A 21,230-nucleotide genomic window follows, 5' to 3' on the forward strand; every position below is an offset into this window, starting at 1 on the left:
TAAAACAAAAAGCCCCGGATACTTTCCGGGGCTTTTGCTGTTTCAATTATTTATTAAATTATTCAGCTGGAAGCAATACTGTATCAATTGCGTGAATTACACCATTGGTAGCCTGAACATCTACTGTGATAACTGTAGAAGTTCTGTCTCTGGCATCAGTAATAACTACATCATCACCAAGGCTTATGGTTAAGTCACCTCCCTGTAAAGTTTGAATCATCATATCATCAGTTAGATCTCCAGATCTTACATTAGCTCCTGCAACGACGTGATAAGCCAGGGTAGCTTCTAAAGTTTCAGTAGGGATATCTGCAAGTGCTCCTAACTCGAGTTCTTCAAGTAAAGCAACAAACGCATCGTTAGTAGGCGCAAAAACAGTAAATGGTGCAGGATCATCTGTCATCATTAAGGTTTCCACAAAAGTAAATGATTCTTCTCTTGTAAGGGCTTGTACAAGAATATCAAAATTAGGATCGGCAGTTGCAAAAGTAGTTACATCTGGTAGGCCTATTACGGCATCTACCGCGTGAATTACTCCATTATCTGCTTCAATATCTGCAGCAGTAACCGTAGACACTCCGTTAATCGTAACTCCATCTGAAGTATTAATATACATACTTAAAAGTTCTTCTGAAGCTCCCCAAACAGCCATACTTGGAATATAACCAGTACTTAAGTCACCAGACATAATTTCGCCTGCTTGAACGTGGTTCAGTAAAACCTGGGTTAATAAATCTACAGGTACTTCCTCAAGACTACCAAATCCGGCATCGTTTAAAAAAGCAGCAAAAGCAGCGTTATTAGGGGCAAATACGGTATAATTATCGGTTCCGGTAAATGTGGAAGTTAAACCTGTAGCTTCTAAAGCTACCAGTAAAGAAGAATAATCTTCATTTCCAGCTACAAAATCTGCTATGGTATTGGTTTCAATTTCAATAGCATCATTTTCTGGAAGAATAACAGTATCCAATACGTGAATTACACCATTGTTCGCCTGAACATCGGTAGCAACAATTGTAGCGGTTCTCCCGTTTTCATCGGTAATTGTTACATTATTTCCAAGGTTAATGGTAAACCCTCCGGTTTCAAGTGTTTCCACCATCATTTCATCTGTCAGGTCACCTGAACGAACATTGGCTCCGGCTACTACATGATAGCTTAAAATACTGGGTAAAAGATCGGCAGAAATATCACCTAATCCGGCTAATTCTAGTTCTTCCAATACATTTGCAAAAGCCGTGTTTGTTGGTGCAAAAACAGTAAATGGTGCAGGAGCATCGGTCATCATTAAAGTTTCTACAAAAGAGAAAGATTCATCTGCAGTAAGTGCCTGCACTAAAATATCAAAATTAGGATCGGCGGTAGCGAAGGTAGTTACATCCGGTAATCCAATTACCGCATCTACAGCATGAATCACACCGTTATCAACTTCAACATCGGCAGTAGTAACAGAAGAAACTCCGTTAATCATAACTCCGTCTGAAGTATTAATATACATACTTAAAGGCTCGGCTGAAGCCATTCCCGTAGCCATACTTTGAATATAACCGGTAGATAGAGCGCTAGACACGATTTCACCTTCCTGTATGTGGTTTAGAAGAATTTCAGTTAAAACATCTTCCGGTACCTCATCCAGACTACTGAATCCGTTTGCAGATAAGAAGCTATTAAAAGCAGCATTGTTTGGTGCAAAGACCGTGAAATTGGCAGAACCGTCTAAGGTAGCATCCAGACCGGTTACTTTTAAAGCAGCCTGCAAGGATGAATAATCATCATTTCCTGCGACAAAGTCGGCAATAGTATTTGTTGGCATGATCACGTCTCCGCCATAATCGTCATTACTGCAGGAAAATAGCCCGAAAGCCATAAACGCCAATAAAGCAAGTTTAGTAAATTTAAAAGTTTTCATAATTCTAAGTTTTTGTTATGAAGTAAAACTAACCCACAACCAATTTATATTTTGTTTATTGTTTGTTAATTATATTGAAACAATAGTTAAATGTTTAATTATTTTTAAAATAACTTAAACAAGTAAAGTTACCAGGATGTTCCTATTATACAATAAATAAGGGTCAATTACGCTTTAATCATAGACTTATTAAAATTTGAATATATTTACATAAACTCAAAAACTTATGTTATGAAAAAACTTTTTCTAATGCTTTTTAGTATTGCCCTATTTACCTCCTGTAGTGATGATGATGAAAATGGAGATGATCCAATTTTGGGTATCTGGTATGCTGTAGAGATCACCAACCCGCCCATTCCAGGACTTGTTTTAAGTGAATGCAATCAAAATTCAAATATTACTTTTAATTCAGATTTTTCAACATATTCTGAGTTCTACTCTGAAGTTGAAGGAAATTGTGAGATGGAAGATAGCTCTGAAAGCACCTGGAGTAAAGATAATAGCATTTATACTTTTACAATTCCGTTTGAAGGAATTGGCCAGTTAAATGGGACTGCAGATTTCCAGGGAGATACTTTTATTTTTACGCCAATAGCTTCTCCTGACACCAGTATTGTCTTTGAAAAATAAATAAGGCTTTTTATAAAGCTATTAAAATAATTATTCTTAACCCGCCTTATTCCTGGCGGGTTTTTTCAGGAATTAAATTGAATCTGTTTTTAACTTCATTTAGAAATGCCACTATACTTTCTCGCTATAATTCCTTCGGAAAAAATTTGTGAACGGGTAAAATCGCTGAAACTAGAAATCGCTGTGAAATATGAAACCAAACACGCGCTGAAACTTCCGGCACATATTACACTTCAAATCCCGTTTAAAATTCCTGAAAGCAAAGAAGAAAAACTTATTGATACCCTGAAACATGTTGCCAGGGAACAAAAAAGCTTTGAAATAGATTTAAAAGATTTTGGCAGATTTTCTCAAAAAGTGATTTTCATTAATATTGAGCAGCACGAAGAGATCATTAAGCTGCACGCCGATTTACAAGAAAACCTGAACAAAAATCTCAGCTTAAAAAAGCACGAAAAATTCTCCAAAATCTATCCGCATATCACCCTCGCCACGCGAGACCTACATTATAAACAATTCCCTCTAGCCTGGTCCGATTTCAAAGCTCGAGAATTCACAGCTTCTTTCACTACAAATAATTTCACACTTTTAAAGCACGACGGTAAACATTGGCAGCCTCACTGTGATTTTTGTTTTAATTGATTTTTGTTTTAAAATCAATATTTCCGGGAGATTTCTTTAATGTCTAAACCTTTTTCTTAAAGAGGAATATAATTATGTGATTTTTAAAATCAAGAACCTCGGGGCAAGCCCGCCTGAATGATTCGGGCAGGCCTCGGGGGAGTTAAACCCTCAATGAGGGATTAAAAATGGATAGTAATTTACAGCATTATATTCTGATCAATATTTTAACCAAATAACCTATAATTTTTCTTCTTAACAGCTTAAATTTGGATAAAAATAATAAAATTCCTTATATTTATCCTCAGTTTTATAAAAATAGGATTCTAAATACCCGATTTCTCAAAAGCCAGGCGCTTTGAAAATCAAACAGATTTTCACCAGAATAATATTCTCAAAAGCGGCTTTCTGAGATTCAAAAAAAAAATTTAAACATGAAAGATCATATAGATATTTTAAAATTAGTAGGAATTATTTTTACCGCCTTTATGTTGGTCATTTTACTGGATTTCGCCTTAAAAGCATTGGTGGGAGCTTAACCCCCGTATTCCTATCCATATATCAAGATAATTTTAGACTTTTTTACTTCAATAAAAAAATTTTGAAGAGTTTCTTTTTTTTAACAAGGGAATAGAAAAACTCCTTAGGATAAACAAGATTTTAAAAATAGATAATAGTTCTAAGAATACTTCAAAGCCTTTAAAACCTTTTTGTTTTATAATCGTTATCTTGAACTGCAACTTTTAAATCGGCAGTTTTATGCGATTAATTTTAATCCTTTTCAGCTTTCTATTTTCTTTAACTCCCCTTCTGGCACAGGAATCAACTTTCTCTTTAAGCGGAAAAACCAGTGATATTAAAGATGGTACCTGGCTGTATTTCCGCGATATGGTTAACGATGGCACCCTGGATTCCGCAGAAGTAAAAAATAACAAATTTAAGTTTAACACCAAACTTCCTGAACCCAGACTTTGGGTTATGCTGCATACCAAAGATCGTTCTAAATTTAAAGACTTATGGCTGCAGAATAATCCTATGTATTTTGATGCCAGTAACAGTGATTTTGAGGAAGCTGAAGTTACCGGCTCTGTTTCCCAAAATTTAGTTGAAAAAGAAAAAGTTGTCTACCAAGACTTTGATAAAATTAGTGAAGTTGAACTCAAAAAACGCCAGGAAAACTTCATAAAAAATAATCCCAATGCCCTTATTAGCATTCGAATGCTCTATGAGGTATCAGGAACATGGGGACAGAAGGCTACCGCCCGTTATTTCAAATTGTTCCCTGAGGAAATTCAGGAAAGCTCATTGGGTAAGCGAATACTCTCCTTTCTAAATAACGACAGTATTCCGCAAATTGGTGAAAAGTACGTTGACTTTGAATTACCGGCACCAAATGGTGAGCAGTTAAAATTCTCAGAATTAACCGGAAAAGTAACGCTTTTACAGTTCTGGGCTTCTACCTGTGAACCCAGCAAAATGCAGAACCGGGACTTAAAAAAACTATACCGAAAATATAAATCTGATGGTCTTGAAATTGTAGCTGTATCCCGGGATATCGATAAGGAAGAATGGGTTAAAAGTATTAAAAAGGATAACTTAAAATGGCCGCATCTGAGTAGTTTAGAAGGCTGGGAAGGTGCGGTTTTCACTAACTACGGAGTTAGAATAACTCCTTCTAATTATCTAATAGATACCGAAGGTAAGGTTGCTGGCATAAATCTAAGAGGAGAAAAATTAGAAGAAAACATTGAACAATTATTGAAACAATGATTTTTTTGTTTAAATTCATTTTTCCCTTAAGACTTAACATTAAAATTTAGATTTGAATTTTATCTTTAATATTACGGCAGGGCAAATTACAGCCTTTAGCCGGAATATAATTCAAGCACCATAAAACAAGAACCTCGGGGCAAGCCCGCCTGAATGATTCGGACAGGCCTCGAGGAATTAAACCCTCAATGAGGGATTAAAAATTAAGCTGTGATCATTAATTACCGCAAGAAAAGATTAAAATTACAATTGCTTTTTGGTGTTTCATCGGTAATAATTGGGCTCGTAGCACTAATTATCGGTTCAGAATCTATTTTTATATATCCATGGCTTATCCTGGGGCTTTTAGAAATTGGCATCTGGTATTACGAAAATAAATATCAATACCTAAAAATAGATAATAACATCCTTACCAAAAATTCGCTTTTTTCAAAAAGCATAGATCTTACTCAACTTACCGCGATAAAGAAAAACAAAAGCACTTTTGTGCTGGAATCCAATGATCACAGTTTAAAGATTTACAAAGATATGATCGCTCCCGATTCTCTAAACCGGCTTACCGACCTTTTAAATGAAATTGAACTGAAACCTCATCAAGTATAGGCGATTTTTCATTTCTTCATTTATTGATAAATCTGTATTTTTAATAAGCATATTAATTTTCAATAGATGAAAAAGCTGCTTTGGCTGGTTTTTATACTTCTAATAGGTTTTATCGGCCTTATTTATTTTTCAGTTTCGAGTACCGATAAGGAATTTGAGACCGCCACCATTAAAAATTTTCAAGACCTAAAAAACATAGATTTCCGTCAGCAAGATTCGGTTCTGGTGGCAGCCAGTAGTTTGTACGAAACCAATCGGTTAAAAGATATTATGCAGGGAGAAAATTATCGGGAGGCCTGGGCCATGCCGGTAAAAGTTCCGGTGCTTTTCCTCGATACCCTTTATGGTGGGATGGAGATCGTAAAAGAAGGCGGCGGTACTCAAACCCATTCGCTTCGCTTAAAAGATAAAGATGGTTATTTGTACTCCCTTCGCAGCGTAAATAAAGATCCTTCTACCCATGTGCCTGAATTTGCCCGCAGTCTGGGTCTGGAAAATATTATAATTGACGCCATTTCAGCCTCACATCCTTATGCCGCATTACTTTCGGCTTCACTTTCAGAAAAAGCAGGCGTTTTACACACGCACCCAAAAGTGGTTTTTGTACCAGAACAGGATTTTTTGGGTAAGAAATACAACGAAAAATATGGCAATCGCCTGTTCCTGCTGGAATATGAAACTGAAGGTAAAAAGAACTGGACGGGCTATGAAAATGTAGATGCAATACTCGATACCAAACATCTGCAGGAATTAAAAGAGAAACATACTGAAAAAGTTTCGATAGATGAAAATGCACTGGTGAGGGCGAGATTGTTCGATATGTTCATTGGCGACTGGGACAGGCACGCCAAACAATGGGGCTGGGTGATCCAGGAGAAAGACGATGTGTTTAAAGCCATTCCCGTTGCCGGAGACAGGGATAACGCCTTTTTTAAGTTAGGCGGCATAATTCCCGGTATAATTTCTAACAAAAATATAGAGCCGAAAGTAAGACCTTTTGAACACGAGATTGATTATATGCCGGGACTGGTTTATCCTAACGATGTTTATTTCCTTACCAATACTCCAGTTGAAATCTTTATTACCGAAGCAGAAAAACTACAGGAATTAATGACCGATGAAGCTATTGCCGATGCTTTTAAAGTCTGGCCAAAAGAGATCTATGAGTTAGACGGAAAAGAGATAGCAGAAAAGTTAAAATCCCGAAGGGAAAATTTAGTAGAATATTCAAAAGAATTCCACCGCTTAATCACTGAAAGAGAATTACTAAACGAACCGCTTAAAGGCTCTGAAGACATTGAGATTAGCCCCGGATTGGTAAAATGTTTTGAATGTAGGATTTAAGTTCTCAATTGGTAGTTTTGAGTTTGCTGTTTAAGGTTTGTGGTTCTGGTTTCACGTTCATTGCGAGACCCGTGATAAAAAATTTTATCTAGCGTAGGAAAATGACGTTTCGAGCAAAGCGAGTTTTAAACTCCGTGTGTGAGTGTAGAAAATCAGCTGCGTTAATAATTTTTGAAAGCTTGTCCTGAGTCGAGTCGAAGAGCCCTGGAAAAAATTTAGCTGCTGATTTGCGGTTTTTTGGTCTTGTTGCCAAAAAAACACCTCCACATAGGGCGCCCTTCCTACCCGTCCGTTCAGGCGGGTTTTGTTTCGCTTACTTGTATCCGACGAACGCAGTGAGAGGAATACACGCAAAAAATGAAAAAGGAAACTTTTAAACCAGGTAAGTTTCTTTTTGAATTATAAAAATATCAAAAACAAACCTAAATATCAGCGTTTTAAAAATACGTCAATGGTAAGTCTGAGATTAAAAAGTTTTATCTAGCGGAAGGAATGACAGTTAAATATGATATTACTGATTTATTAATGAAGCTGAAATAGATTCGTGTTCTGTTCTTTTTCCATTGATAAAAAAGAACCAAAAAATCTAGGCTTACGAAAATGGATCTAAATTTTTCGTTCGATGTCTAAATTTTCTGAACTCGCGGGGAAAATATGAGTAACGAGAAAAAGACGTGTCGCTCAAACCCGCCTGACCGAACGGGCAGGCAGCAGAAAATTTAAACGACATCTCACTTCAAATTTTACGATCAATTTCCGATAGGCCGCTTAAATTTCCTACTAAGTATTATATACCTACTGCTATAACTCTAATTTTATCTCTGTCAATGGTAGACAATAGTCGATGCGGAAATCTGTTCCGGAATAATTCACTCCTTTAAATGTTCTCACTTCAATCATAAGATCGCCGCGCTCCTTCCTCGCTCGCGATGACATATACCAAACAATAAACAATTTAAACGGCAACTGAGAACAGAGAACTCACAACCGAGAACTGAGAAGTTAATTAATAATAATATTGGTTTTATCTACCCCGGTGTTGCCGGTAAGGGGATCGAATGCGTAGATCGTGATCGTGTAATATCCTTTTTCCAAATTGGTGTTTGCGGCAAAGGTGCTGGGCTTTTCGGTTGGACTTAAAGTTATTTCCCTGCTTTCCATTTCTTCAGAACTAATAATTGCTCTTACTTCATATTGATTCGCGTCCCAGGTGCCACCTTCGGTTACAGGGCAACCGCACATCATAACTACGTTAGCTTTAAGGCTAATCTCTTCTGAAGATTTTATACGTTCATGGGTTTGCGGAGAAAGAATATCTACTACAAAACCGGGAACTTCCAACACTACTCCATCGCCGGTAATATCTTTTCCGGGAATAACCCAAAGCTGCGTGCTTGAAATCACTTTAGCCTGTTTCTTATTAAAAGGCGCGTGGGCTTCCACGTCTATAAATATTGGATCATCTATATCTAATTTAGCTTCAAATCCGGCTGTTTTCTCATCGGTAAGGCTGTCGTAGCGTTTTTGCGGAGTATGCAGGATTAATTTTGTATCTCCCGTGCTTCCGGAAGTCAAGCCCTGGTCCAGGATCTCCCCAGTTTCAGCATTTCTAATAATTATTTTAGCACCGCCAATAGAACTTCCTATAAATTTAGCATCTTTAGCCAGAGCCCGCACCATTATCGTGGTTTCCTGGGCGGAAAGACTTCCAAAACAAAATAAAAAAACACTTAATAAGCTAAAAACCTGGAGTCTAAATTTCATAAAATTAAATTTTCACTAAAATACAAAATGCCCAAGAATCTAAAGCATAATTTCGTTTTCGCTTAGATCTTTGAAATTAAAGTTTAACGGATCTTTTTCATGACGCTGGGCATAAACTCTTAGCGTATCCATTTCAGCAGAATTTAGCTCGTTGAATTTGTTGTTTCCGGCAAGTTTAAACCAGGGTTGAATATCTTTAAAATCATATTGGCCAATTACCATAAAAGGAGTACCGTTTTGCACAATCACATCGCTTTCCAGTTCCCACATACTAGCCCAATCGTAAATAAATTTTGCATCTTCCCTGTACATTCTCACGCAGCCATGGCTGGCGGGATAACCCGGGAGGGTATATTCGTGGGTACCGATTCCTTCAAAATTCATAAAATTAAAGTAATAGGGCATAATCCAGGACTCGTCTATGGTACTTATTTTTCGTTTCGCTTTGTAATTCCCGTAATATAACCCAGAAGGTGTGCCGGTGGTTTGCTTCCCGGTACTAACCGGACCCCAATGTAACAAATTACCATTTTCATATAGTGCGAAAGCCTGAACCCTTTGCGAGATTACCACGGTTTTATCTATGGAATCCAAAAGATTTAAATTCTTTGGAAATGGTGAATACAATTTGATGTCTTTCACTAAAGAATCGGGAATTATTAGTTTTGTGCCGGTTTTAATTCGGTGTTCATCAATTCGGTTTAGAGCATAAACCAGTTTTCGCTCTTCTTCTGAAAAACTATTTTTAAGGCTGTCCAGATGCTCCGGGCTCGAAATCGAATCCAGCCTGTAGGTGGTTTTAAAAACCGGAGGTTCCAGGGAAATAGTATCTAATTGAGTAGGTGGAATTTCCTCTATTTTTTCTTGTTTATCATTATTACAGGAAGAAAAAATCAATAATAACACCCCTGAAAACACCAGAAGGAATTTAATATATTTTGGTTTCAAAATGTTTGGGTTTAGGTTGTGTTCAGGGAAAAACACCTCCCCGAATACTCCACGAAATTAGGTCGTCAGGTTTTTTAATGCTGCCAATGAAGCGTTAATAATTTGTTGTGGGATTGGTAAAAAATAAATGTTTGCAGTTCGGGGTTTGGAGTTCAGATCAGGTGTCTGTTATCGGTTTTCTGTTATGAGTTGTGGGTTCATTTTAATTTTTTACGCCAGTTCGAGTGTCGGTATTTGAGCCTGAGTGAAAATATCGCTTTATCGAGAACCATTAAAAGTCCTAACATCACAAAACTTCTCGATACGCCCGACTCCCATCGGGCTACTCGAAGCGACGAACGTCATTGAGAAGACTACGATAGCCTCACATGACAATTCTGTACTGAACTAGTCCCATTGAAAGGTTTACTTTCCAACAAAAGATCGCCGCGCTTGTTCCTCGCTCGCGATGACGATTTTGTGAACCACAAACCTCAAACAATAAACTACAGAAAACTACGACTGCAAACTGCCTACTGGACACTATCTCTTAATAATCGCCCTCTTCACAATCACTCCTTCATTGGTAAAGATCTGCAGGGTGTAGACCGATTCCTCCACCCCCTGGATAGTCATTCTATAAAAGCGGGCATTGGCATTGTAATCTTGCTGCATGAGGTAACGGCCGCGGGAATCAAAAACCCTTACGCGTTCAATAAACATCCCTTCGGGGGTGGCAATGGTGAAAACACCGTTGCTTGGATTGGGATAGAGGAATAGAAATTCATCCTCTCCTATTTCTGGAAACTCACAAGCTTCGCCACTAATCCTCACCTGGATATTTCGCTCTGTTACATTTCCGCTAGCGTCTTCAACTTCAACATTTACAGTATTTATCCCCACATCTTTACAGGTAAAAACCGATTTACCGAAACGGTAAATAAGTTCTTCGCTGCAATTATCTTCAGCTAAAACAGCATTCTCTTCCAGGTATGCAAAACCTGCATTATTTAAACTTAGCTCCACAATTCCGGTGATGATCACCGGGGGTATTTCTTCACGAATTTCCACATTGATCATACAGCTGCCGTTCTTTTCTCCGGAGTAATCCAACTGAATTACTGCTGTACCTAAATCACTGCAATTAAAATTTAGCCTACTTGCCTCAAAGGTAATTCCACTGGCGTCGCCGGTGTAAAGGTCTTGCAGGTTGAGGCTGGCTTCCCCGTTTTCACCGAGGTTAAGTACTACGTTTTCCCGGCATTGAAATTCGCCTGAAGCAGTATCTACAACCTCTACTGTGGTGTCACAGGAATCCATATTCCCTGCTTCGTCCCGAACCGTTAAAGTTATTGGCACCTCGCCGATATCGGCACGGGTGAAATCTAACTGACTTAAAACCATGGAAACGATTCCGCAATTATCGGTTGAGTTGTTGTCCAGGTCTTCGGGTTCTATACTCCCGTTGCCGCTACTGTCTAAATTCACTACAAAGCCGGAAACACAAGAGGCTACCGGTGGCATAAGATCTACTACTCGTGAAGAAAAAGAACATTCTCCCACAAATTCCTCGGTTTCCTGATTAAAAATTTCAATAGTAGTAAGGATAATATTGTCAAACTGTTCATAGGATTGTTCAAAACTTGGCGTAAAATTTTGAGTCTCTATGAGGTAGCTGTAATCGGGTACGGTAAATTCACAATCTTCGTCCAGCCTAATATCGGGGATGTCACCCTGGAAACATTGGTATTCGGGATCGGCGGGCTCTGCATCTTCAGCTATAATTTCTATGGAAGTGGTACATTGGTCAGTATTTCCGGCTGAATCTTCTATATAAAGAGTGATATTTTTAGTCCCTGTGGTAGTAAAAGTATCCTCAGAAAGGCTTAGAGTAATTTCACAATTATCACCTGAGTTTAAATCTATTGCAGATGGAGGAATAATTACACTACCATTTTGCAGTCGAAATTCCCGACCCGGTTCTATACAATTTGCTTCGGGGGATATTTCGTCAAAAACCTCAACCTGCGCAGTACAGGTAGAACTCAAATTTGTATCAGGGTCTGTCGCGGTTAAGGTTACGGTATTCGTTCCCAGGTTAGAACAGTCAAATTCTTCCTGGTTCAGGCTTAAAATTAGATCATCCCTTTCCCCGTTATAAATAGTTTCAGGATCCAGACTTGCCTGTCCGTTTTCATCGAGGAAAACCTCGTAATTTAGACATTCTATTTCGGGACCCATTTGTTCGTCTTGCAGAATCAAAGTGATCACACAGGTTTCTGTATTATTATTGCTGTCGGTAGCGGTTAAATTAATAGTATATTCACCCGGACTGGCAATAACAGTTCCCGGCGAGGGAGACTGGACTAAATTAAGCTCCTCTTTACTGTTACAATTATCTGAAACCCTGTTTTCAAAAAAATCGGGTACCTCATACCCATCTTCGGAAAGATCCACAATTATGGCTTCTGCCGGACAAATAATTAACGGAGCTCCCACATCTTCTACGGTTACTTGCACCGGGCACGAGTATGTTTCACCAGTTTCAGTATTTGTAGCATTGATAATTAATGGATTAGTACCAATATCTTCGCATGTAAATTGCTGATCTTCTATAGTAAACACAAGATTTGAGGTGTCACTGGTTACAAATTCTGAAGTTGGGATTTCTGTTACCGAAGAATTTTGGGCATCTTCTCCTAATCTAACTGTATATTCTTCTACGCATTGGAAATCGTATGGTTCTGGTTCTTCAGGTAAAATTTCAATCGAAGTTGAACATTCCTCTGTATTCCCTGATGTATCTTTTACGGTCAAAGTTATAATTTTTGTTCCCGGAGAGGTAAAAGTAGACTCAGAAAGTGTTCTAGTGGAAATACCACAATTATCAGAAGAACTTAATTCTATATCTGAAATTGCAATAGTTACACTGCCATTTTCTAATTGAAATTCCTTTCCATCTGCAACACAACTTACAAGAGGATCCTGGTCATCTGTTACCGTAATTATTGCTGTGCAGGTATCAGACAGACCCGTTTGAGCATCTATAACTGTTAATTCCACTTCATTTTCTCCAATATCTGAACATGTAAAACTTTCTTTATCAATTTCAAGTTCAAGATCTTCATTTCCATCGTAAACTTGTGCTGCTGTAATAGAAGCCTCTCCATTATCATCTAAAGTCACTTCAAAACTATTACAATTCGCTTCGGGTGGCGTTTCTTCTTCACCTTCCAGAATCCTTATGGTAGTTTCACAAGTATCTATATTCCCATTAGTATCAGTTACGGTTAAAGTAATTGGAAAATCACCCGCTTCTTCGAAAGTATATTGTGAAAGTTCTATATTTTCAATTTCACAATTATCAGTAGAACCGTCATCAATTTGCTCTGCGGTAATGGTAACTACTCCATTATCTAAGGTGAATTCAGCATCATCCACACAAACCGCTTCCGGATTCTCAGTATCAAAAGAAGGAGTACGATTATAAATTTCTAGTTCAAAAACTAACCTAGAAAAGATGCTAGCTCCCTGAATATTAGAATTATTTACAGCCATTTTATCAGTACAGTAGGTAAATGTCAAATCAAATGGCAATTGAACTCTATCCCTTACAGCTTGTTCATAAGTATTATCAGAATTAAATAATTTAATTGAGAATTCATTATTGTCTATCCCATCTCTAATATCACCTAATGCACCTAATAAATAAAATGCATCTCCCTCCAAAATTTTAGCAAAATCAATTTTATCCGAATAATCAATAATATGGATAAAACCTTCGTGATCTATCTCTATACTTCCTGGAGAACCTAAATTTGACATTTTTTGCAAGAAATTAAAATTTTCGTCAAAAACCAATGTTTCTCCATTATTAGCCGCGTGACTGATATAAATATTACCTGAAGTTGCAACAGCTATCCTATATGGCTGATCTAATTCATTCATTAAAAGATTGGAACTTACAGTTCCATCTTCATAATAAATTTTCAACCTACTGCTAATAGTACTTTCGGCTCCAGTTCCATCGTTATAATCTACTATAAATAAATTATCTGCTTGATCGAAAGCTAAACCTAAGGGTTTAAAGTACCCTGAACTTTTTCTTCTATTTGTTAACTCATTTCCATTTAAATCAAATGCAAGAACCTCTCTACCTTCATAATGAGCCACATAAATCTCATTTCTAGAATTTATAGCCATATCCACTAATCCTTCAAAAGAACCTTCTAGTTGAAAAGAACCATCTAAGTCTCCATTGCTATCAAAAACCAAAACCTCTCCGCCAAACTTCAAAGCATAAATGTTGTCTTCAGTATCTGTAGAAGTTGCTATAACTATTTGATCCAGATTACTGGCATTCGCTTGCCCCATTGGCTCAGCTTTTTCCCAGTTATAAACTGGTACTTCCTGTCCAAAACCAACAAAAAAATTCAGTAAAAAAAAGAGAAAAAAAAGCGCTGTAGTTCTACTAAACGGCTGTAGCCGAAAAGTATAACCGGGGTGTGAGTAACTTTGCTTCATAGCCGGATTTTAGCGCCTCCGGCAGTAAAGATAAATATTGTGGCGTTAAAGACTTAAAAATTACGTTAATAATACGATATTACGTAATTTATAAATGGGCATAGATATGCCTGGCCAGGTACCGGCCGCGAGGGGTTTGTTAAAAAAGTCCGGGTAAGAAAACAATGAGAATGACTTTTTGAGTTTAAGTCGTCTTTGCCTACGTCAAGTTAAACCTGCCCGACCGCTCAGACGGGCTTGTTTCAGCTTCTAACATGTTAGATCCTGAAACAAGTTCAGGATGACTAAAATAAAATATTTTAGCCACTCTCATTATTCCCGGAAACTGAAAATTACCTCGCTTTATGCTTCGGCATTTTCGCTGTTCTTCACTACCAATCTAAATCCTTCACCGTGAATGTTTAAAATCTCAACATTCTCGTCTTTCTTAAGGTATTTACGCAGTTTGGCAATATATACATCCATACTTCTGGACGTAAAATAGTTATCGTCTCTCCAAATTTTGGTAAGCGCAAGTTCCCTTGGCATCAAATCGTTTTCATGCAAGGCAAGCAAACGCAATAATTCGTTCTCTTTTGGAGAAAGCTTTTGAGCTTCTTCATCCTTATAGGTTAAAAACCTTAGTTTAGAGTTAAGGTGAAAACCACCAATCTCAAACTCAAATTGCTTAGAATCTGCAACGCTGTCTGTAGCTTTACGCTGCATAATGGCTTTAATCTTCATAAGCAATACTTCGCTGTCAAAAGGTTTGTTAAGGTAATCGTCTGCTCCTACTTTATATCCTTTAAGCACATCTTCTTTCATCGCTTTGGCGGTAAGGAAGATAATTGGAATTTCTTCGTTCTTTTCCCTTATCTCCTTAGCCAGCGTAAAGCCATCTTTGTAAGGCATCATCACATCCAGGATACAAAGATCGAAATCGTCTTTTTTAAACTTTTCAAAACCTTCCATTCCATTTTTGGCGTGCGTTACTTCGTAATCGTTCATCGCCAAATAATCTTTTAAAACAGTTCCAAAGTTTGGATCGTCTTCTACTAATAAAATTTTCTTGTCTTCAGTTTCCATATATTTAAGATATTAGAGGTAATTTAATTATAAATGTGCTTCCTTTTCCTTTTTCGCTTTCTACCGAAATCTGTCCGTGGTGATCTTCAACAATCCGCTTGGCATAAGCCAAACCTAAGCCGTGACCTTTCACGTTATGAATATCTCCGGTATGTTCACGATAAAATTTTTCAAATATTTTCTTTTGAACCAATTTTGTCATTCCTGCGCCCTGATCGCGAATTTTAAGAATGATATAGTTCTTTACATTTTCAGTATAAATATCAATTTTAGGCTCTTCTGGTGAGTATTTCACCGCATTATCCAGCATATTTACGATCACATTGGTAAAGTGATCCTGATTGGCCAGAATTGAAGACCGTAAAGCTCCAAAATGAGTTGTTATGTAACCCCCGCGATCCTCTACTATAAGTTCTACATGAGTAATAGCATCTTCTACCAGCTCGTGTAACTGAATCCTTTCTTTTTTAAGGTCCAGCTCATTCCTTTCCAGTTTAGAAATTCGCAATACGTTTTCTACCTGGGCGTGCATTCTTTTGTTTTCATCACGAATCATCTTAAGATAGCGCTTTTTCTTTTCTTCGTCACTGCTAATCTTTGGATTCTTAATAGCGTCTAAAGCCAGGTTTATCGTGGCGATGGGCGTTTTAAATTCGTGGGTCATATTATTGATAAAATCGGTTTTAATCTGTGAGATCTGCCGTTGTTTTATCAATTGGGATAATGCGCTGGAATATGCTATTACTATAATAAGGGTAAAGATAATAGATAAAGATGCCATTAAGGTAATAGATGAAAGTACTACTTTTTTCTTCTCGGTAAAATTCACCAGCAACTGGTAATTGCTACTTCCCATATCGTCTGCAAAAAGCGGAACGCCATACGTGGCAGGGTGGCTTAGCGAAAAATCGTCGCTGTGCAAATTTGTAGAAATACTATTGCTGTATACGCCATATTCAAATTGAGATTTGATATCGCGATTGCTTAATTCCTGGGTTAAAAGTCTTTCTATAGTGGCCTCGTTTACTCTTTGGTGTAGTGGTAACCTGCTGGTATGCTCGGCTATATATTCTTTAAGTAAATTCTTTTCGTATTCATCCATACGAATAATACGCTCAATTTGTTGTTGTGTACTAAGACGACTACCATCTAAATTATTGCGATTGTTTACAATACTGGTTACCTTCTTATTAATTAGTTTCGTGAAAGGAATACTATCCCGCGCTGATTCTATAAAACCCGAAGAAACTTTATAATCTTCTTCCAGAATTGCATCGGAATGAAAAAGAGTTTGATTTCTTAACTTATTTTCATTTACGTAAGAATATTCGGTAATTGTAGAAGATGCCAGTCGACTGTTAGTAGTATCGGCATCTTTAAATTTCATCCAGTAATCTTCTATCTCCTGGTTTTGAATTTCGTTTGCCACGCGTAAAAGCACCTGCTTCACATCGTAGGTAAACTGCTCTTCTTTATCATCTACGGTACTCTTAATCCAGTATCCCTGCACGAAAATTATTCCGATTAGGGAAAGACTCATCAAGATAACGAGGAGTAAAAAAAGCTTTTTATTCATGTGGGCAAAAGTAAGATTTTAACATTTAGGGCTTCTGGCGTTTAACCAAATGTTAACAAAACTTCTGCTAATTTTTACCTCGTTTTAAGAGAATCTCATGTAATTCGTCAACCCGAGATCTGGTAAGGGCTAAATCGTGATTTTCAATTTCAAAATCGGCCAGTTTTTTCTTTTGCTCATCACTCCATTGTTTAGCCATTCGGGCTTCAATTTCTTCAATAGAACTATTATCGCGTTGCTGTAATCTTTTTAGTTTTTCTTCCTTATCTGCGGTTACCAAAATATTGACATCGCATTTTTTATAGCCGCCGGCTTCAAATAAGATCGCGGCTTCATAAAGCACATAAACCGAATTTTGTTTTCCTCTCCATTTTTCAAAATCTATCGCAACAGCAGGGTGAATAATCTTATTTAGTGCCTCCAGCTTTTCTGAATCATAAAATACTACGGAAGCGATGTGTTTGCGGTTGGGGGTGTTGCCGGTATAGGCCTCGTCGCCTATTAAAGCCATTACCTTTTCCCGAATTTCTTCTGAAGTTTCCAGTAAGCGTTTTCCTGCATCGTCAGCTATATATACAGGAATGCCTTTTTTCTTAAAAAAGCCAGCCACGGTGGTTTTTCCACTACCGATGCCACCTGTAAGTCCAACCACCATCATCTTTTTATCACAAATTGAATTTTACGCTCGTTAAGCCTTAGGTTGCTTACAAAAGACGGGGACTCTGAAATTCTGGCAATTATAAAATCGTCTCCATCATCTATATCATTGTAATCGCAAACCACCCTGAAGTTTTCGGCTTTCACCATTTCATACTGCTTTAAATTTACCTGGTAATACACCAAAACTTCTTTCGGAAAAATAGAAATATTAGTGTTTTCCGGCAAATTTAAAACCTCTATCGGTACTTTTACACTGCCTTCGGTAAACTTCTCTACCTCCTGGCTATACGACACTTCGTTGGTATAAAAGCTCAGCATTCCCAGGCTGGAAGTATCGATCTTTACTTTTCCAGAAACATTCGTATTTATGTTATTTATCCTCAGATAAACGGTATTTAAACTCTGCAGGGTATCAATAATATTCTCGGGGCCACTCACCTGAATAGAATCTGGACGCAGTTTAACAGGTTCTCTCGCAGAATAACCTACAGCATAACTCAAATCGATCTCGGGATTTACTTTTACCCTTTTTTTCTTTTTCGGCTGATATTTTATGGAAAGGCTTTCCTGGATAAACCGGGCTTTTTCAAAATTGATATTTACCTGATCTTCCAGAAATTCACGATTGGCTTCAAAATTATAGACCAGCTCCCCGTTTTCTTCTAAAGCTTTGCCGAGATCTAATTTCACCTCGGGCCTAAAGATCTTGTAATACCAAATAGCGAATCCTTTATCCTGAATCCTTAATTTTAAATTCTGTGGTCTTTCCTTAGCAATACTTTTATCCATGGGAACATTCACATAAGACACGGGAATATCTATAACCTGGGTATACTCTTTAGAAATCTGTACAAAAAACCAGATGAGGGAAGCAAACAGCAAAAAGAATCCAAAGGTCTTAAGACTGGATCTTTTAATAGAAATACGCTTAAATCTTATGTTTTTAAACATTTTTAAAGAATAAATTCGGGAATTCGTGTTCCGGGTCTTGTTTTAAAATATGAATATGCCATATCGATTTCATAAAACCATAACCATACCCAAAAAATTGTACCAAAGCAGCATAAACCGCTAAAAAACCTATTCCCAGGCTGTTGTTTTTTATGGTGGCGTGGATAGCAATCAGCACAAAATATAGCACATATAATACAAACAACCACCAAAATCCCAGTCTTAAAAGTAAAATAGCCAATAAAAAGCCCAAATTAAATACCGCTGGAAACCAATAGGTGATCTTTCCTGAGCCCGGATGCCATTTATTGAGAATTGGTCGCACCATCCCGAATTTTTGTACCTGGGTGTAAAATTTCGACCAATCGATGCGGCGTTTATGAAAAACCACCGCATCGGGAATAAGGCATAATTTAAACCCAAGTTTTTTAAGTCGAAGTGAAAGATCGGGATCTTCGCCGGGATGAATTTTTCCGAAACCGCCGGAAGCCTCAAAAGCTTCCTTGGAAATTCCCATATTAAAACTTCTAGGCTGAAAATCGCTCACCGAAGACTTTCTACCGCGAATCCCGCCGGTGGTTAAAAAGGAGGTCATCGTATAATCTATGGCTTTTTGTGTTCTGCTAAAAGAAGGATGGGAAGCATCTGGCCCGCCAAAGCAGTCGCAGTAATTGTTCTTAAGAAAAATATCTACCTCCTTTAGGTAATTTTCCGGTAATAAAACGTCAGAATCCAGGATAAGATAATAATTGCCTTTTGCCTTTCGCATCCCAAAATTCCGGGAATCTCCGGGCCCCGTATTTTTCTTAAAATAATAACTGATATTAAGTTGCTGCTGAAATTCTGTGACAATTTCCCCAGAAGTAATACTGGAACCATCTTCAACGATCACGATCTCAAAATCACGATCAAACTGAAGCTGAAGCATACTCTCTAATAACTCCTTCACCTCCCCAGGCCGGTTATAAACGGGAATTACAAAAGAATATTCCAAACTCATGCGGTAGTTAAAATTTGAGGGTCTATATTATTGATTTCTTAAGTACGTCATCCTTGAATTACTTTTCTTCAAAACCTCATCCTGAACTTGTTTCAGAGCCTGCTCCAATTTTTATCGGAGATCTAAGATGAGTGAAATTCTATTCGTATTAGACGCTGAAATAAATTTAGCGTGACGAAAGGTGGTCAAATCATTTTTTAACAAATGTTATCAAAACTATTCCTTCAGCAATTTATCAACTTCTAACTTTAAACTTTCTAAATCCCGAACAATTATTGACCACAAGATTTCATCAGAAACAGTATCATAACCGTGGCTTATCCTGTTTCGGGTATCAACAATCTTCGTGCATTTGAGATAGGAAAATCAGGTTTGGCTTTCAAAACCCAGCTTACAGCTTCTCCAATAATTTCAAGGTTACGTTCAATCGGTTTTAACTTCATTCTCCATAAACACGGAGTTTATTCTGGTCAATATCCTGTCTTAGAAACTTATTTTTTATAGCTCTTAATCCAAGTAAATCAATTTTCCGGTTAAAGATTTTCTCCAGGTTAAATTTTAAACCGAAATATTTATCAGAATAAGAAAGTGGATCTTTATCGTCAATAATGACTTAACTTTATTGGTATCACAAAGCTTTTTGATTTGATCGATATGTTTGTTGATTTCTTCCATCTTTATCCTATCAAATATACTAAAAAGCTGATTTATGACCTTAATTGTCCTTAGAGAACATCAATCAAAAATTAATCGTCATCCTGAATTTATTTCAGAGCCTGTTCCGATTTTTATCGGAGATCTAAGATGAGCATTAATATCGTGTTAGATGCTGAAACAGGTTCAGCACGACGTAAAATCATGAACTTAGTATTTAAAATCCACGACACGCTGAAGCTATTTTTCTATTTCACGTCACCCTGAACTGGTTTCAGGGTCTAAGTTGTGAGAACTTCTATTCTGGCTAGACGTTAAATAAATTCAGCGTGACGTAGCATTAAATCAATCTACTTCTCCCCCTGCCCTTTCACAAAAGACTCCATGACTTCCTGGCTAACTCCCATATTTGAGAACCCGCCATCATGGAAAAGGTTTTGAAGCGTAACTTTTTTAGTAAGATCAGAGAACAGGCTTACGGTATAATCGGCACACTCTAATGCGGTAGCATTTCCAAGTGGCGACATTTTATCGGCGTACGCGATAAAACCGTCAAATCCTTTTACTCCCTGTCCTGCGGTTGTTGGGGTTGGCGATTGTGAAATGGTATTCACTCTAACTTTATGATCTTTTCCGAAGAAATAACCAAAACTACGCGCTATAGATTCTAAAAACGCCTTGTTATCGGCCATATCATTATAATCCGGGAATACGCGTTGTGCGGCCATATAGCTAAGTGCTACAATGCTCCCCCACTCGTTCATCGCTTCTTTCTTATAAAGCACCTGCATGGTTTTATGAAAAGAAACCGCAGAAATATCCCAGCCTTTGTGGGTAAAATCGTAGTTCTGCTCGGTATAATGGTTATTCTTTCTAACGTTTACAGACATCCCGATGGCGTGAAGTACAAAATCGATCTTTCCGCCAAGGATTTCCATAGATTTTTCAACCAGGTTTTCCAGGTCTTCGATCTTTGTAGCATCGGCAGGAATAACCTGAGATCCGGTTTTGTCGGCCAATTCTTGAATGGTTCCCATTCTTAAAGCGATTGGAGCATTGGTAAGTACAAACTCCCCGCCTTCTTCCTTAATGCGTTCAGCGGTTTTCCAGGCGATAGAATTCTCGTCTAAAGCGCCAAAAATAATTCCTTTTTTTCCTTTTAACAGGTTATATGACATAGTGGTAAATTTTTTATTGGTTGTTTGTTGAGCCCGTAAATATAGCAAAATTAC

At 37.6% G+C, this 21,230-nt stretch carries 16 protein-coding genes; 5 read left to right on the forward strand and 11 right to left on the reverse strand.

Annotated elements, in window-relative coordinates:
* Nucleotides 1–58: 58 nt before the first annotated feature.
* Nucleotides 59–1,909, reverse strand: a complete 1,851-nt coding sequence (locus LB467_RS12410; RefSeq protein WP_224474361.1) for a fasciclin domain-containing protein — start codon at nucleotides 1,907–1,909, stop codon at nucleotides 59–61.
* 231 nt (nucleotides 1,910–2,140) lie between these two features.
* Here LB467_RS12410 and LB467_RS12415 point away from each other — a divergent pair, with 231 nt between their 5' ends.
* From LB467_RS12415 to LB467_RS12435, 5 genes are all read left to right on the forward strand, one after another.
* Nucleotides 2,141–2,539 carry a lipocalin-like domain-containing protein gene (locus LB467_RS12415; RefSeq protein ID WP_224474362.1) on the forward strand — a complete coding sequence of 133 codons (399 nt, stop codon included), beginning with the start codon at nucleotides 2,141–2,143 and terminating at the stop codon, nucleotides 2,537–2,539.
* Nucleotides 2,540–2,644: 105 nt separating this feature from the next.
* The gene (locus tag LB467_RS12420) at nucleotides 2,645–3,181 is read left to right on the forward strand and encodes a 2'-5' RNA ligase family protein (RefSeq protein WP_224474363.1); all 537 of its coding nucleotides are present in this window, start codon (nucleotides 2,645–2,647) and stop codon (nucleotides 3,179–3,181) included.
* Nucleotides 3,182–3,919: 738 nt separating this feature from the next.
* Nucleotides 3,920–4,930: a TlpA disulfide reductase family protein gene (locus LB467_RS12425; protein ID WP_224474364.1), complete on the forward strand. Its 1,011-nt coding sequence runs from the start codon at nucleotides 3,920–3,922 to the stop codon at nucleotides 4,928–4,930.
* Between the two features lie 210 nt (nucleotides 4,931–5,140).
* The gene (locus LB467_RS12430; protein ID WP_224474365.1) at nucleotides 5,141–5,533 is read left to right on the forward strand and encodes a hypothetical protein; all 393 of its coding nucleotides are present in this window, start codon (nucleotides 5,141–5,143) and stop codon (nucleotides 5,531–5,533) included.
* Between the two features lie 66 nt (nucleotides 5,534–5,599).
* Nucleotides 5,600–6,877: a hypothetical protein gene (locus LB467_RS12435; RefSeq protein ID WP_224474366.1), complete on the forward strand. Its 1,278-nt coding sequence runs from the start codon at nucleotides 5,600–5,602 to the stop codon at nucleotides 6,875–6,877.
* Nucleotides 6,878–7,879: 1,002 nt separating this feature from the next.
* Here LB467_RS12435 and LB467_RS12440 read toward each other — a convergent pair.
* The 10 genes from LB467_RS12440 to LB467_RS12485 form a co-directional block, all read right to left on the reverse strand.
* Nucleotides 7,880–8,641, reverse strand: a complete 762-nt coding sequence (locus tag LB467_RS12440) for a hypothetical protein (protein WP_224474367.1) — start codon at nucleotides 8,639–8,641, stop codon at nucleotides 7,880–7,882.
* Nucleotides 8,642–8,680: 39 nt separating this feature from the next.
* A complete protein-coding gene (locus tag LB467_RS12445) occupies nucleotides 8,681–9,589 on the reverse strand; it encodes a L,D-transpeptidase (RefSeq protein WP_224474368.1) in 909 nt (302 codons plus the stop codon).
* 522 nt (nucleotides 9,590–10,111) lie between these two features.
* Nucleotides 10,112–14,092, reverse strand: a complete 3,981-nt coding sequence (locus LB467_RS12450; RefSeq protein WP_224474369.1) for an HYR domain-containing protein — start codon at nucleotides 14,090–14,092, stop codon at nucleotides 10,112–10,114.
* A gap of 342 nt (nucleotides 14,093–14,434) precedes the next feature.
* Nucleotides 14,435–15,157 (reverse strand): response regulator transcription factor, encoded by a 723-nt coding sequence (locus LB467_RS12455; protein ID WP_224474370.1) that lies wholly within the window; start codon nucleotides 15,155–15,157, stop codon nucleotides 14,435–14,437.
* 4 nt (nucleotides 15,158–15,161) lie between these two features.
* The gene (locus LB467_RS12460) at nucleotides 15,162–16,733 is read right to left on the reverse strand and encodes a sensor histidine kinase (RefSeq protein WP_224474371.1); all 1,572 of its coding nucleotides are present in this window, start codon (nucleotides 16,731–16,733) and stop codon (nucleotides 15,162–15,164) included.
* Nucleotides 16,734–16,800: 67 nt separating this feature from the next.
* On the reverse strand, nucleotides 16,801–17,391 hold the full coding sequence (coaE, locus tag LB467_RS12465; RefSeq protein WP_224474372.1) for a dephospho-CoA kinase: 591 nt from the start codon (nucleotides 17,389–17,391) through the stop codon (nucleotides 16,801–16,803).
* Nucleotides 17,388–18,344, reverse strand: a complete 957-nt coding sequence (locus tag LB467_RS12470; RefSeq protein ID WP_224474373.1) for a YbbR-like domain-containing protein — start codon at nucleotides 18,342–18,344, stop codon at nucleotides 17,388–17,390. The genes coaE and LB467_RS12470 overlap by 4 nt, the downstream gene beginning before the upstream one ends.
* Entirely contained in the window at nucleotides 18,337–19,344 is a 1,008-nt protein-coding gene (locus LB467_RS12475) for a glycosyltransferase (protein WP_224474374.1), read from the reverse strand. The genes LB467_RS12470 and LB467_RS12475 overlap by 8 nt, the downstream gene beginning before the upstream one ends.
* A gap of 216 nt (nucleotides 19,345–19,560) precedes the next feature.
* On the reverse strand, nucleotides 19,561–19,686 hold the full coding sequence (locus LB467_RS19445) for a HepT-like ribonuclease domain-containing protein (protein ID WP_224474408.1): 126 nt from the start codon (nucleotides 19,684–19,686) through the stop codon (nucleotides 19,561–19,563).
* Between the two features lie 662 nt (nucleotides 19,687–20,348).
* Nucleotides 20,349–21,176 carry an enoyl-ACP reductase FabI gene (locus tag LB467_RS12485; RefSeq protein ID WP_224474375.1) on the reverse strand — a complete coding sequence of 276 codons (828 nt, stop codon included), beginning with the start codon at nucleotides 21,174–21,176 and terminating at the stop codon, nucleotides 20,349–20,351.
* Nucleotides 21,177–21,230: the final 54 nt, after the last annotated feature.

Origin of the sequence: Salegentibacter tibetensis (assembly GCF_020164485.1) — a bacterium.
Lineage (GTDB): Bacteria > Bacteroidota > Bacteroidia > Flavobacteriales > Flavobacteriaceae > Salegentibacter > Salegentibacter tibetensis.

Excerpts from the sequence above, each read along its gene's own strand:
- LB467_RS12410 (WP_224474361.1), bottom strand. The coding sequence starts at position 1,909 with ATGAAAACTTTTAAATTTACTAAACTTGCTTTATTGGCGTTTATGGCT.
- LB467_RS12485 (WP_224474375.1), bottom strand. The coding sequence starts at position 21,176 with ATGTCATATAACCTGTTAAAAGGAAAAAAAGGAATTATTTTTGGCGCT.
- LB467_RS12415 (WP_224474362.1), top strand. The coding sequence starts at position 2,141 with ATGAAAAAACTTTTTCTAATGCTTTTTAGTATTGCCCTATTTACCTCC.
- LB467_RS12475 (WP_224474374.1), bottom strand. The coding sequence starts at position 19,344 with ATGAGTTTGGAATATTCTTTTGTAATTCCCGTTTATAACCGGCCTGGG.
- LB467_RS12420 (WP_224474363.1), top strand. The coding sequence starts at position 2,645 with ATGCCACTATACTTTCTCGCTATAATTCCTTCGGAAAAAATTTGTGAA.
- LB467_RS12470 (WP_224474373.1), bottom strand. The coding sequence starts at position 18,344 with ATGTTTAAAAACATAAGATTTAAGCGTATTTCTATTAAAAGATCCAGT.
- LB467_RS12435 (WP_224474366.1), top strand. The coding sequence starts at position 5,600 with ATGAAAAAGCTGCTTTGGCTGGTTTTTATACTTCTAATAGGTTTTATC.
- LB467_RS12455 (WP_224474370.1), bottom strand. The coding sequence starts at position 15,157 with ATGGAAACTGAAGACAAGAAAATTTTATTAGTAGAAGACGATCCAAAC.
- LB467_RS12425 (WP_224474364.1), top strand. The coding sequence starts at position 3,920 with ATGCGATTAATTTTAATCCTTTTCAGCTTTCTATTTTCTTTAACTCCC.
- LB467_RS12450 (WP_224474369.1), bottom strand. The coding sequence starts at position 14,092 with ATGAAGCAAAGTTACTCACACCCCGGTTATACTTTTCGGCTACAGCCG.
- coaE (WP_224474372.1), bottom strand. The coding sequence starts at position 17,391 with ATGATGGTGGTTGGACTTACAGGTGGCATCGGTAGTGGAAAAACCACC.
- LB467_RS12460 (WP_224474371.1), bottom strand. The coding sequence starts at position 16,733 with ATGAATAAAAAGCTTTTTTTACTCCTCGTTATCTTGATGAGTCTTTCC.
- LB467_RS12440 (WP_224474367.1), bottom strand. The coding sequence starts at position 8,641 with ATGAAATTTAGACTCCAGGTTTTTAGCTTATTAAGTGTTTTTTTATTT.